Source organism: Variovorax sp. 20P10.2.4 (assembly GCF_058244205.1).
The window spans coordinates 1-13,813 of record NZ_JBZAYE010000156.1; the positions used below are offsets into that span (position 1 = coordinate 1).

The following is a 13,813-nucleotide window of genomic DNA, read 5'->3' on the forward strand; positions in this document are numbered from 1 at the left end:
ACGCCGATGCGGTGGCGCTGCGCCGGCAGCACCGCACCCACCAGCGCGAGCTGGTCGGCCATGGCCGGGTCGCGCAGCAGCACGCCGACGCGGCGGTCGGTGCGGCGCAGCGCGGGGCTGGTGCGCAGGCCTTCGTAGTCGAGCCGGCTCAGCATCGCGAGCACCAGCGGTTCCTGGCCCGGGCGCTCGATGGCGGCGCGCGCGGCCACCGCGCCCACCGCCATGGTCAGCGAGCCGCCCTCGGCGCTCGAGATCGAGGACCGCATGCTGCGCGTGCGCACGCCGACGTTGACGTCGCCCGGTTCGGCCGCCGCGTTGTCGGGCACGCCGGACGAACCGGGCGCGAGCCGCACCAGCTCGAAGCGGCTCGCGGGGTCCAGCCCCTGGCGCAGCTGCTGCACGAACTCGGCATGCGCGGCGAGGTCGTCGCCCATCAGCACCGTGAAACCGGCGGCCGGGCACAGCGCGGCGCCCAGCAGCGCGGCGCAGGCCAGCCACGCGCGGGCGGCACCTCGCAGCAACCGGGTCGTGCAGTGGATCGGGGGAGAGGTTTTCGCGGCGACGGACATGAAGGCTTCTGCCACAAGGGGCGATGGCTCAATGTACGGAAGGGCCCTGCTTCGCGCGATAAGGCGGAGGGCTTATGCCCGCGGCGCGCACCCTGCGGGGCTGTGAGGAAGTTCACGCGCCGACGGCCGCTTGGCCTATCTCCGATGGCGTATCGCCACCGAAGACCGTTGCCAGGAACGCGTTCTCAGGCCTGCACGGCCTGCATCGCGGCCGTGCGCTGCGCCAGGATCGCCTGGCGCAGCACGCGCGGCGACACCGGCTTGTAGAGCACGGTGATGCCCGCGCTCTGCACCTCGCGCAGGCGATCGGGCTTGGTCTCGCCGGTGACCAGCAGGCGCGCGGTGCCGGTGCCGATGCCGCGCGGATGACGCTCGAGCGCGGCGATCACGTCGAGGCCGTTGTCGCCGCCCTGCAGCAGCAGGTCGCTGACCACCACGTCGGGCGGCACGGGCCAGGTGTCGGCCATGGCGAGCGCCTCGGTGCGGGTCTGCGCGGCCAGCACCGAGGCGCCCCAGTTCGACAGCACCACGGTCAGGCCTTCGAGGATGGTGCGCTCGTCGTCGATCACGAGGATGCGCAGGCCCTCGAGGCAGCGCTCGTCGTTCTCGGGCACGTGCGGCGCGGTCACGGCCGGCGCGGGCAATGCGGCCGGCGCCGAGCGCACCAGCACCCGCACGCAGGTGCCCTTGTTGAGGCGCGAGCTCAGTTCCACGCGCGTGTTGAGCAGCTCGGCCAGCCGCTGCACCGTGGCCAGGCCCAGGCCCATGCCGCGCGTGCCGCGCGAGGCCTGGCGGCCCGAGGGCTCGACCTGGTAGAACTCCTCGAACACCCGCGCCTGGTGCTGCTGCGCGATGCCCACGCCGGTGTCGACCACGTCGATGCGCACGCCGCGGCCGCGCTTGCGCGCGCCGATCAGCACGCCGCCCTCGAGCGTGTGGCGCAGCGAGTTCGACACCAGGTTGTTGAGGATGCGCGACAGCATCACGTAGTCGCAGCGCACCCACAGGTCGGTCTTGCGCGCCACCAGCCGCAGGCCCTGCTGCTCGGCCACCGGGCGGAAGTTGCGGCTGATCTCGTCGAACAGCCGGTCGAGCGGGAAGTCGACCCACTGCGGCTGCAGCACGCCGGCGTCGAGCTGCGAGAGGTTCAGCAGCTCGGAGAACAGCCGGTCGAGCGAGTCCACGCATTCGCGGATGTGGCCGATGCGCTGCAGCCGCAGCGGATCGGTCTCGCCGTTGGCCAGGCCGTCGGAGAACAGCGTGAGCGCATGCAGCGGCTGGCGCAGGTCGTGGCTGGCGGCGGCGAGCAGGCGGGTCTTGGCCTGGCTCGCGACCTCGAGCTGCTGGTTCTTGCGCGCCAGTTCGGCCGTGGCCTCGGTGATGCGGCTCTGCAGCAGCCGGTGGCTCTCGGCGAGCGCGCGCGCGGCCTCGTTGAAGCCGCGCTGCAGGTGCTGCACTTCGGAGGTGCCCTCGATCGTCACGCTCGCGGCCTCGCCGGCACCGAGCCGGTCGACCGCCTTGCCGAGCGCGCGGATCGGCTCGCTGATGCGGCGTGCCGCCCACCAGCCGGCCAGGCCCACGCCCACCAGGCTGGCGCCGAGCACCAGCACCACGTTGAGCCAGACCGAGCGGCGCGCGTTCTGCACCGCGCCGAGGCTGATCTCGACCATCACCTTGCCGCTGGTGCGGCCGTCGTCGCCGACGATCGGCACCACCACCTGCAGGCCCTCGCCGCGCGCGCGGTCCATGGTCTCGGAGTTGGCCACGATCTCGCCGTCGTCCGACCAGATCTGCACCTGCTGCACATGCGGCTGGTAGGTGCCCGACTGCGCGGTGCGCTGCAGCGCGCGCCGGTCCATGCGCACGATCGGCGCCTGCGCCACCGTGGCCACCTGCAGCGCCACCGTCTGCGCATTGGCGCGCATCAGCTCGGTGAGGTTGTCCAGGTGCTGGCGCGTGAGCACCGTGATCGCCACCAGCGTCGCCGCCATGGCCGGCAGCATCGCCAGCAGGATCAGCTGCTGCGCGAAGGTGAGCCGCGCCAGGCCGCGGACGACGGCGAAGTTCCAGTTCATGGATGCGGGAAATGCATGGCGGCCGAGCCTACGGAGGCCTTGCAGGGCAGGGAAGACGGGAAAAACATCACGAAAACTGCTTCTGGTTGATATCTAATGGCGTCCGCTTCGCCATGTTAGACCGGCCGGTTCGTCACGGCCTCTCTCGTCCGTCCAAATATGCCGGCTTTCCTGCGCTGTTCCCAAGGCCTCTGCGAGCCCACCGGTATCCGTCGGCCTCGCTGGTCGCGCTGGCTGGCGGCGGCGCTGCTGGGTGCCTCGCTGCCGTTCGCGGCGCTGGCGCAGACCCCGGCCCCGCCTTCGCTGCCCTCGGTCTCGACCATTCCCCCCTCGACCCAGTCCACGCCGGCCCAGACCGTCAAGGGCGGCTTCACGGCCGCCGGCGGCCATGGCGCCGAGGCCGCGCCGATGCGCTTCGGCATCCTGCCGCTGGGCGGCGCCTTCGAATCGCGCAGCGACTGGGATCCGCTGCTGGCCGAGCTCAGCCGCGCGCTCGGCCGGCCGGTGGCGGTGCTCTCGGTCAATTCCTACGAGGCGCTCGAGCAGGCGATCCAGCGCGACGACGTCGACATGGCCTTCCTGTCGGGCAAGATGGCGCTCGACGCCGTGAGCCAGCGCCGCATGAAGGTGGTGGCGCAGGTGGTGCGGCACGACGGCCTGCCCGGCTACCGCGCGCTGCTGCTGGCGCGCAAGGCGCCGCCGTTCAACACGCTGGCGGGTCTCTTGGCCGACCCCGAGCGCTGGCGCCTCGCGCGCGGCGAGAAGCAGTCGGTGTCGGGCTTCATCGTGCCGCAGCTGCAATTCTTCCTGCCCAACCACATCGCCATGGAGACCCGCTTCGCGAGCGAGGTGGTGGGCACGCACCAGGTCACGGCGCTGGCCGTGGCCAACAACGAGGCCGACGTCGCCACCAACAACACGGCCGACTTCGAGCGCTTCAAGCTGCGCTTCCCGGCCGAGGCCGGCCGGCTGCAGGTGCTGTGGGAGTCGGAGCTGATCCCGCATGCGCAGATCGTGATGCGGCGCGACTATCCGCCCGAGCTGCGCCAGCGCGTGCAGGCCTTCCTCGTGGCCTACGGTCGCGCCAAGGGGCCGCGCGGCGATGCCGAGCGCGTGGTGCTGAAGTCGCTGCACGACCTCGCGGGCTTCGTGCCGGCCGACAACAGCTCGCTGCTGCCCGCGGCCAAGCTGGCCTACCAGCTCGCGACGCAGAACGCCAAGACCGCGCAATGGGTCAACGACGCCGCGCGCCAGGCCCGCCTGCAGCGGCTGGACAGCGGCTATGCCGAGCAGGTCGGCGTGCTGAAGGACGTCTCGCCTTGATCGCCTGGCTGCGCGCCGCGTGGCTGGCGGTGCTGGCCGTGGCGGTCTGCGCCGCGGTGCCGGCCGCGCAGGCCACGCAGCCGGAGCCCGTCAAGGCGATCCGCTTCGGCGTGCTGCCGCTGGGCGGCGCGGTCGAGTCGCGCGCGCTGTGGACGCCGCTGCTGGCCGACCTCGGCCGTTCCATCGGCGTGCCGGTGAGCGCCTACTCGGTGTCTTCGTACGAGGAGCTCGACCGCGCCATCGGCCGCGACGAGATCGACATGGCCTTCCTGTCGGCCAAGATGGCGCTCGATGCCGTGACCCAGGGCCGCATGAAGGTGATCGCGCAGATCGCGCGCCGCCCCGGCATGCCCGAGCACCGCGCCGTGCTGCTGATGCGCAAGGCGCCGCCCTTCAACAGCCTCGAGGCGCTGCTCGCCAAACCCGAGTCATGGCGGCTCGCGCGCGGCGACAGCCGCTCGGTGACCGGCTTCCAGGTGCCGCAGAGCGAGCTGTTCCTGCCCCACCACATCGCGATGGAGACGCGCTTTCGCAGCGAGATCGTCGACACGCACCAGGCCACCGCGCTGGCCGTGGCCAATGGCGATGCCGACGTCGCCACCAACAACAGCACCGACTTCGAGCGCTTCCGCGAGCAGTTCCCGGTCGAGGCCGAGCGGCTGCAGGTGGTGTGGGAATCGCAGCCGCCGCCGGGCGCGCCGATGGTGGTGCGGCGCGGCTGGCCGCCCGAGTTCCAGGCCCGGCTGCAGTCCTTCCTGACCAACTACGGCCAGGGCAAGGGGCCGCGCGCCGATGCCGAGCGCGAGGTGCTCAAGACCTTGCGCGCCGGCTTCGGCTATGCGGCGGCCGACGACAGCGCGCTGCTGCCGCAGGCCCGGCTCGACCGCCAGCTCGGCCGCCAGCGCGCGATGGCCGCGCAGTGGGTCAACGATGCCGCGCGCGAGCAGCGGCTGCAGCGCATCGAGAAGGTCTACGCCGACCAGGTGCGCATGCTCGGCGGCACGCCCGCGCGCTGACGCGCTTGGGCCGCGCGTCCGTTTCGCGGCGCCATCCCCGTCGCTTTCGAGCCCGCATCGGGCCCGCGTCTACTCCCTTCGCCGTACGTCCTCGCGCGCCGCCTATGCCGTTAGCTAGGCCTTAAGGCGGATTTGCCCACGACTTCGCGCGCCGGAAACTCACCGCTTCTTACAGGCAGCCCTTGCCGTTGACGGAGTGCGAGCGGATGAGTTGGCGAACAAAAGTGGTCTGGAGCGAGGGGATGCTGCTGCAGCCCCAGCACCTGCAGCAGAGCGAACGACATGCCGATCACGCGCGGCACGTGCTGCTGCGCTCCACCACGCCCTATGCCTGGGGCTTCGCCGAACTGGAGATCGACCAGGCCGCGCTGACGCTGGGCAAGCTGGCGCTGGTGCGCGCGGTGGGCGTGTTCGGCGACGGCACGGTGTTCGACATGCCGGCGGTCGATCCGCTGCCCGAACCGATCGACATCCCCCAGACCATGCGCGACGAGGCCGTGGTGCTGGCGCTGCCGCTGCGCCGCGCCGGGGCCCGCGAGGCCGATGCCGAGGAGTACGAGGAACTGGTGCGCCACCGCGTGCTCGAGTCCGACGTGCCCGACTCCAACACCGCCGGCGAGCGCACCGCGATGCTGCAGCTGGGCCAGCTCCACACGCGGCTGATGCGCGCCAGCGAGGCCACCGATGCCTGGACCACGCTGGGCGTGGCGCGCGTGGTCGAGCGCCGCGTCGACAACCAGGTGCAGCTCGAGCGCGCGATGCTGCCGCCGCTGCTCGACGTGGCGGGCCATGCGGTGATCCGCGCCTGGCTCGACGAGCTGCTGGGCCTGCTGCGCCAGCGCGGCGAGGCGCTGGCCGGGCGCATGACGCAGGGCGGCACCGGCGGCGTGGCCGAGATCGCCGACTTCATGCTGCTGCAGACCGTGAACCGCAACGAGGCGGTGTTCGCGCACCTCGCCAAGAGCGCGATGCTGCATCCGCAGCGCTTCTTCGAGCAGGCGCTGGGCCTGGCCGGCGACCTCGCGAGCTTCCGCGACTCGCGCCGCGTGGCGCGCTTCGGTCCCTACATCCACGACGACCTCGCGCTGAGCTTCCGGCCGCTGATGGACGACCTGCGCCGCAGCCTGTCGATGGTGCTCGAGCAGTCGGCGATCCGCATCGACCTGCACGACCGCAAGCACGGCGTGCGCGTGGCGGTGATCAGCGACGTCGAGCTGCAGCGCAACGCGGTCTTCGTGCTCGCGGTCAATGCGCACATGCCCAGCGAGGCACTGCGCGCGCGCTTCCCGACGCAGGTCAAGATCGGCCCGGTCGAGCGCATCCGCGACCTCGTCAACCTCGCGCTGCCGGGCGTCACGCTGACGCCGATGCCGGTGGCGCCGCGCCAGATCCCGTTCCACTCGGGCGCGAACTACTTCGAGCTCGAGACCCGCAACAGCGACCTCTGGCGCCAGCTCGAGCAGTCGGGCGGCGTCGCGATGCACATCGCGGGCGATTTCCCGGGCCTCGACCTCGCGTTCTGGGCGATCCGTGGCTAGCCATCGGCACAGGACGGAAAAACCATGACCACACCCGACCCCTTCGCCGCCTTCGAGTCCGAGCGCACGGTCATCAAGCCCAAGCCGCGCACGCCGGCCAACGCGCCGGCGGCCTCGGCCACGCCGGCGCCTTTCTTTCCCGCCACCGATCCCACGCCGGCGGCCGACCTCGGCGAACTCGGCCTGCTCAATCCGCTGGTGTCGGCGGCCGGCAAGCTGCTGGTGCTGATCGGCAAGCTGCGCAACCTGGTGCAGCCGCCCAACGTGCCGGCGCTGCGCGCCTCGACCGCCGAGGCCGTCAACCAGTTCGACCAGAACGCGCGCCGCGCGGGCGTGAGCAACGAATCGGTGCTGGCCGCGCGCTACGTGCTGTGCACCGCGCTCGACGAGGCGGTGGCCAACACGCCCTGGGGCGTGCAGGCCGGCTGGAACAAGCAGAGCCTGCTGGTGCAGTTCCACAACGAGACCTGGGGCGGCGAGAAGGTGTTCCAGCTGCTGGCCAAGCTCGCGCAGGACGTGCCCACGCACCGCCAGCTGCTCGAGCTGATCTACAGCGTGCTGGCGCTCGGCTTCGAGGGCCGCTACCGCGTGGTCGACAACGGCCGCGCGCAGCTCGACTCGGTGCGCCAGCGGCTGGCCGACCTGATCGCCAAGGACCGCCCCGCGGTCGAGCCCGAGCTCTCGCCGCACTGGCGCGGGCAGGGCGCGGGCACGGTGCGGCTGCGCGAGTCGCTGCCGCTGTGGGTGTTCGCGGCCGGCTTCGCGCTGCTGCTCGCGCTGGCCTGGTTCGGGCTGCGGCTCACGCTCAACTACCGCTCCGACACCACCTACTCGGCGCTGTCGAGCCTGCGCGTGCCCAACATCCAGATCGCGCCGCCGGCCGCGCCGGCCAAGACGCCGCGGCTCGCGCGTTTCCTCGAGCCCGAGATCAAACAGGGCCTGGTCACCGTGACCGACGAGGCCGACCGCAGCGTGGTGCGGCTGCGCGGCGACTCCTTCTTCAGCTCGGGCAGCGCCGACCCGATGGCGCAGTCGCTGCCGGTGCTGCGCCGCATCGGCCAGGCGCTGGCCGAGGTCAAGGGCGAGGTGCTGATCACCGGCCATTCCGACAACCAGCCGATCCGCTCGCTGCGCTATCCATCGAACTGGCACCTGTCGGCCGCGCGCGCCGACGCCGTCAAGGGCGCGCTGTCGACGCTGGTCGATCCGGCGCGCATGCGTTCCGACGGCAAGGCCGATGCCGAGCCGGTCGCGCCCAACGACTCGCCCGCCAACCGCGCGCGCAACCGCCGCGTCGAGGTGGTGCTGCTGACCGAGCCCGAGCGCCTGGCGTCGGCGCCCGCCGCCGCGCCTGCCACGCCGTCGCCCGCCACGGGAGCGACCAAATGATCAAGAAAATCTTCGGCTTCCTGTTCAGCCCGCTGCTGCTGACGCTGCTCGCGCTGATCGTCGTCGCACTGCTTATCTGGTGGATCGGCCCGCTGGTGAAGATCGGCGCGCTGGCGCCGCTCGAGAGCGAGACCGTGCGCGCCATCGTCATCGGCGTGATCGTGCTGCTGGTGCTGCTGCGCGCCATCTACCGCCGCTGGCGCGCGCGCCGCGCCAGCCAGCACCTGACCGACGGCCTGATGAAGGCGCCCGCGGCCAAGGCCGGCACGCCGGTGGCCGGCGAGCAGCAGATCCTCGACACGCGCTTCAACGAGGCCGTGGCCACGCTCAAGCAGATGAAGCTGCACGCGGCCGGCAAGAAGCCCGGCTGGCGCGACTGGCTCTCGATCTCGGGCGGCAGCTATCTCTACGACCTGCCCTGGTACGTGTTCATCGGCGCGCCGGGCGCGGGCAAAACCACCGCGCTGGTCAACTCGGGCCTGTCGTTCCCGCTGGCCGAGAAGTTCGGCCCCGGCGCCATCCGCGGCGTGGGCGGCACGCGCAACTGCGACTGGTGGTTCACCGACGAGGCCGTGCTGATCGACACCGCGGGCCGCTACACCACGCAGGACAGCCACCAGTCGGAGGACAAGAACGCCTGGGAAGGCTTCCTCGGCCTGCTCAAGAAGGTGCGCCCGCGCCGGCCGCTTAACGGCGTGTTCCTCACCGTCAGCGTCGGCGACCTGCTGAGCCAGGGCCCCGAGGCGCGCTCGCAGCTCGCGGCCTCGATCCGCGCGCGCCTGCTCGAGCTCGACGGCAAGCTCACGACGCGGCTGCCGGTCTACGTGCTGGTCACCAAGAGCGACCTGCTGTACGGCTTCACCGACTACTTCGACGACCTCGGCAAGGAACAGCGCGCGCAGGTGTTCGGCTTCACCCTGCCGCCCGAGGAGAACCAGCAGGTCGACGAAAAGGGCCTGTCGACCGCGTTCCAGCGCGAGTTCGCGCTGCTGCACCACCGCGTCAACGACGGCCTGATCGCGCGCATGCAGCGCGAGACCGACGGCACGCGGCGTGCCGCGATCTTCGGCTTCCCGGCGCAGTTCGGCTCCATCGGCCCGCTGCTGTCGGACCTGCTCGACCAGGTCTTCACCGGCTCGCGCTTCACCCAGCCGCCGTGGGTGCGCGGCGTGTACTTCACCAGCGGCACGCAGGAAGGCAGCCCGATCGACCGCGTGATGGGCAGCCTGTCGCGCAGCTTCGGCATCGAGCGCGCGATGCTCGCGCCGCAGAAGTCGAGCGGGCGCAGCTACTTCCTCACCACGCTGCTGCGCGAGGTGGTGTTCCCCGAGCAGCGCCTGGCCGGCGCCGACGTCAAGCTCGAGCGCCGCCGCCACACGCTGCGCTTCGCGGCCGTGGCCGCGATGACGCTGCTCACGGTGGGCCTGCTCGCGGCCTGGGGCTACAGCACGCTGCGCAACATGGACTACCTGAAGTCGGTCGAGGCGCGCGTCGAGCCGGCCAAGCAGAACCTGGCCGCGCTGCCGGCGCGCGTGCAGAACCTGGTCGAGGTGGCGCCGGTGCTGCAGAACCTGCGCGACATCTGGCGCACGCCCGAGAACCGCCTGGGCGACGAGCCGCTGGCCATGACCCTGGGCCTCTACCAGGGCGACAAGCTCGATGCCGCCGCCATGCTGGTGCACCAGCGCGCGCTCAACGAGGCCTTCCTGCCGCAGATCGCCAAGCGGCTCGAGGACCAGCTGCGCACCGCGCAGAAGGACAACCTCGAGTACACCTACGAGGCGCTCAAGAGTTACCTGATGCTCTACCAGCCCGAGCACTTCGATCCCGAGGCGCTCAAGGCCTGGATCACGCTCGACTGGTCGCGCAGCCTCGACCGCGGCATTCCCGAGGACCAGCGCAAGCAGCTCGAGGACCAGCTCGACGTGCTGATCGCGCAGGGCCCGCCGCGCTCCCCGCTCAAGGTGGACGAGAACCTGGTGCGCAGCGTGCGCGCCGTGCTCGCGAGCTATCCGCTCGAGCAGCGCGTGTTCAGCCGCCTGAAGCGCCAGCGCGCCTCGCGCGACATCCCGGCCTTCAGCGTGGCGCAGGCCACCGGTCCCTCGGGCCCGCTGGTGTTCGAGCGCATCAGCGGCAAGCCGCTGACCGAGGGCGTGCCCGGCATGTTCACCTACGACGGCTACCACAAGCGCTTCCAGAACGAGGTGGTGGTGCTGACCGGCCTGCTCGCGCAGGAGGACCCGTGGGTGCTGGGCCAGGACCGCAGCACCGCCGACCGGCTGCGCGACGCGGCCGCGCTCGGCGAGCTCACCGACCGCGTGCGCCGGCTCTACCTGGCCGAGTACGTCAAGCAGTGGGAGGCGCTGCTGGCCGACGTGCGGCTGATCCGCGTCACCGGCCTCGACAAGAACATCGAGACCGCGCGCATCCTCTCGGGCGTGGATTCGCCGCTCGCGAACTTCCTGCGCGCCGTGGTCAAGCAGACCACGCTGATTCCCGCCGCCGACGCCAACAAGGACGTGGTGAGCAAGGCCTCGGAGACCGTGCGCAACACGCGCAAGGGCCTGGAGGACCTGTTCGGCGGCGACCCCGGCCGCCAGGTCGCGCCCGGCAAGCGCATCGAGAGCATCGTCGACGACCGCTTCGAATCGCTGCGCCGCCTCGTCACCGCCGGCGGCCCGAACCAGCCGGCGCCGATCGACGACGCGCTCAAGCTGTTCAACGAGGTCTACGTCTACCTCAACGCCGTCGACACCGCGGTCAAGGGCCGCACCTCGCCGCCGCCCGGCGACGTGGCCGGCAAGCTCAAGTCCGACGCCGGCCGCCTGCCCGAGCCGGTGCGCAGCATGATCGAGAACCTGAGCCAGACCGGCGCCACGCAGGCCCAGGTGGCCGAGCGCGGCAACCTGAGCCAAGACCTGCGCCCCGTGGCCGAGTTCTGCGCGCGCGCCATCGCGGGCCGCTATCCCTTCGTGCAGAGCAGCAAGCGCGACGTGCTGCCCGAGGACTTCGGCCAGATGTTCGGCGCCGGCGGCCTGATGGACGACTTCTTCCAGAAGCGGCTGGCCGCCCTGGTCGACACCAGCACGCGGCCGTGGCGCTACAAGCCCGTGGCCGAGCGCGGCGCCATCACCACGCAGGCACTGGCGCAGTTCGAACGCGCGGCGCGCATCAAGGAGATCTTCTTCCGCGGTGGCGGGCGCGGTCCCTCGATGCGGCTGGACTTCAAGCCGGTGGAGATGGACGCGAGCATCACGCAGTTCATCCTCGACGTCGACGGCCAGCTCGTGAAGTACGCGCACGGCCCCGTGGTGCCGATGGCCGTGCAGTGGCCCGGCCCGAAGGGCAGCAACCAGGTGCGCGTGCAGGTGAGCCCGCCCTCGGCCACGGGCAGCTCGGGCTCGGCGGTCGATGGGCCGTGGGCACTGTTCCGCACGCTCGACGACGGCCAGCTCGAGGCCGGCGACGCACCCGAGAAGTTCTTCATCACCTTCCAGGTCGGCAACCGGCGCACCCGCTTCGAGGTGACGACCAACAGCGTGCAGCACCCGATCCGGTTGAAGGAACTGCGCGAGTTCTCGTGCCCGGAGGGCTTGTGAACCTCGCCTCGTCCCCGTTGTTCGCTTCCACGCAATTGCCGGGATGGTTCGGCAAGTTGCCGGGGATGGGGGACTTCGCGCATCGCCGCTTGCCCGAATCGTTTCGGGAGGTGTGGGATGCGTGGCTGCAGCGCGGGCTCGCCCGGTTGCGGGATCGGCATGCGGACTGGACTTCGCACTACCTCGAGGCGCCGGTGTGGTGCTTCGTGCTCGGGCCTCGGGTGGCGGGGGAGCGGGGGTGGATCGGGGTGTTGATGCCATCGGTCGATGGGGTGGGGCGGTACTTTCCTTTCACCGTGGCTGTGGAGTTGGAAGACCCGCTGCTCTCTGAGCTCGAGGGGGCTGCGTTGGTGGCTGCCTTGCGGTGGTGGGGGGGGGCTACTCAGGCTGCTCTGGAAGGGCTGGAGCTGGATCTGGATGCGGCGCGGTTTGATGCTGCTTTGGCTCGGTTGTTTGGTGGTGCTGCTGGGTCTGAGGCTTCGTCTTCTGAGGGTGCGTTGGCTTTGCCTTTGGAAGGGGCCTCTTTGTGGATTGGGGATCCTTCCGTTGAAAGCGGGCTGCGGATGGTTTGCGTGGGGCTGCCGATGGATCTGCAGTTCGAGGCGCTGTTTCTTGGGGGAGGGGAGTGAGCTTTGTCTTCCTCTGATTGTTTTTTTGGGGCTGTTGGCCGGGAATTCGCCCCGGCGGGCGAGTCACTTTCTTTTGCTTCGCCAAAAGAAAGTAACCAAAGAAAAGGCGACCCCACTGTCTGTGTCCCTCCGCTTCGCTACGGGCAACCTGCGGTGCTCGGCTACGGCGGGGGTCCGCAGAACTCGCTCCACTTCGTTGCGCTCAGACAGCTGCGGCCCTTATCCCGCCTACGCCTGCGCTCCTCGGCACAGCCAGAGGGGAGTGGTTCGGGCCATCGCTGCGCTCGGCCGCAGAAACCCAACGGGCCTTCGCTTCGCTCGGCCTGGGTAGCAGAAGACCCAAGGCCTGCGCGCCACCCCACCCCACACAAGGACGCGCCATGGCGCGTTGACTCTGATCCCCTCTGGCTGCGCCGAGGAGCGCAGCGTTTCGCGGATAAGGGCTCGCAGCTGTTTGAGCGAAGCGAGTTCTGCGAGACCCCGCGAAACGCGAGCACCGCAGGTTGCCCCGTAGCGCAGCGAAGGGGTCGCAGACAGTGGGGTCGCCTTTTCTTTGGTTACTTTCTTTTGGCGAAGCAAAAGAAAGTGACTCGCCCGCCGGGGCGAGACCCGGCCAACAGCCTCCCGCAGGGAGCAAGCCACCTCGAGGCCCTTATCCCATGACCGAGGAAATCAAGCCCGAAGGCAACGACGACCGCACCCGAGTCGTCCCCCGAACCACGCCCCTGGACGACAGCGCCACGGTCATCACATCCGGCCAACCCACGAGAACGAACAACCCGCTGTTCGCCCCAACAAACCCGCCGACGAACCCAGCCACGGGCCCATCCCAAGGAACACCCCACGAAGCCGGCCTCCTCCCCGTAGGCAGCCGCCTCGCAGAATTCGAGATCACCCGAGTCATAGGCCAAGGCGGCTTCGGCGTCGTCTACGAAGCCTGGGACCACACCCTCGAACGCGTCGTAGCCATCAAGGAATACCTCCCTTCCTCCCTCTCCACCCGCCAGGGCGACGGCAGCGTCGTCCCCTTGTCGGAACGCCACCGCGAAACCTTCGACCTCGGCATGCGCAGCTTCATCAACGAAGCCCGCCTGCTCGCCCAGTTCGACCACCCCTCGCTGCTCAAGGTCTACCGCTTCTGGCAGGAACGCGGCACCACCTACATGGTGATGCCCTTCTACCGCGGCGACACCTTGCGCCAGGCCCTGGTGTCGATCCCCGCCGGCGTCGACGAGGCCTGGCTCATCCGCATCATGGACGGCGTCACGCAGGCGCTCGGCGTGATGCACGGCGCCAACTGCTACCACCGCGACATCGCGCCCGACAACATCATCCTGCTCGAAGGCTCGGGCCGGCCGGTGGTGCTCGACTTCGGCGCGGCGCGGCGCGTGATCACCGACAAGACGCAGGCGATCACGGTGATCCTCAAGCCGGGCTACGCGCCGATCGAGCAGTACGCCGAGATGCCCGACATGTCGCAGGGCGCATGGACCGACGTCTACGCGCTCGCGGCCGTGATGCACGTGGCCGTGTGCGGCCGCGCACCGCCGCCGTCGGTGGCGCGCCTCCTGTCCGACAGCTACGTGCCGCTCGCGGGCAACGAGATCCTGCGCCAGCGCTACAGCCCGCAGCTGCTCGCGGCGATCGACGCCGGGCTCGGCGTGCGGCCCGAGGC

At 70.6% G+C, this 13,813-nt stretch carries 8 protein-coding genes and 1 pseudogene; 7 read left to right on the forward strand and 2 right to left on the reverse strand.

Features of this window, described 5'->3' with window-relative positions:
* Together AC27VN_RS16735 and AC27VN_RS16740 are read right to left on the reverse strand one after the other, a co-directional pair.
* A pseudogene (locus AC27VN_RS16735) lies at nt 1–569 on the reverse strand (ABC transporter substrate binding protein); the annotation flags it as partial.
* A gap of 185 nt (nt 570–754) precedes the next feature.
* Complete coding sequence (locus AC27VN_RS16740; protein WP_490877251.1) at nt 755–2,644, reverse strand: ATP-binding response regulator; 1,890 nt, start codon at nt 2,642–2,644, stop codon at nt 755–757.
* A 159-nt stretch (nt 2,645–2,803) separates the two neighbouring features.
* Between AC27VN_RS16740 and phnD the strand changes: the two genes are divergently transcribed.
* The 7 genes from phnD to AC27VN_RS16775 all read left to right on the forward strand — a co-directional run.
* Nucleotides 2,804–3,967 (forward strand): phosphate/phosphite/phosphonate ABC transporter substrate-binding protein, encoded by a 1,164-nt coding sequence (phnD, locus tag AC27VN_RS16745; protein WP_490877252.1) that lies wholly within the window; start codon nt 2,804–2,806, stop codon nt 3,965–3,967.
* On the forward strand, nt 3,964–4,983 hold the full coding sequence (locus tag AC27VN_RS16750; RefSeq protein WP_490877253.1) for a phosphate/phosphite/phosphonate ABC transporter substrate-binding protein: 1,020 nt from the start codon (nt 3,964–3,966) through the stop codon (nt 4,981–4,983). The genes phnD and AC27VN_RS16750 overlap by 4 nt, the downstream gene beginning before the upstream one ends.
* 206 nt (nt 4,984–5,189) lie before the next feature.
* Nucleotides 5,190–6,521: a type VI secretion system baseplate subunit TssK gene (gene tssK, locus AC27VN_RS16755; protein WP_208508755.1), complete on the forward strand. Its 1,332-nt coding sequence runs from the start codon at nt 5,190–5,192 to the stop codon at nt 6,519–6,521.
* A 24-nt stretch (nt 6,522–6,545) separates the two neighbouring features.
* On the forward strand, nt 6,546–7,910 hold the full coding sequence (locus tag AC27VN_RS16760; protein WP_490877254.1) for a DotU family type VI secretion system protein: 1,365 nt from the start codon (nt 6,546–6,548) through the stop codon (nt 7,908–7,910).
* The gene (gene tssM, locus AC27VN_RS16765) at nt 7,907–11,509 is read left to right on the forward strand and encodes a type VI secretion system membrane subunit TssM (protein WP_490877255.1); all 3,603 of its coding nucleotides are present in this window, start codon (nt 7,907–7,909) and stop codon (nt 11,507–11,509) included. Before AC27VN_RS16760 ends, tssM begins: the two co-directional genes overlap by 4 nt.
* 17 nt (nt 11,510–11,526) lie before the next feature.
* Entirely contained in the window at nt 11,527–12,138 is a 612-nt protein-coding gene (tagF, locus tag AC27VN_RS16770) for a type VI secretion system-associated protein TagF (RefSeq protein WP_490877256.1), read from the forward strand.
* 659 nt (nt 12,139–12,797) lie between these two features.
* The coding region (locus tag AC27VN_RS16775; protein ID WP_490877257.1) for a serine/threonine protein kinase at nt 12,798–13,813 on the forward strand (1,016 nt) is incomplete at its 3' end.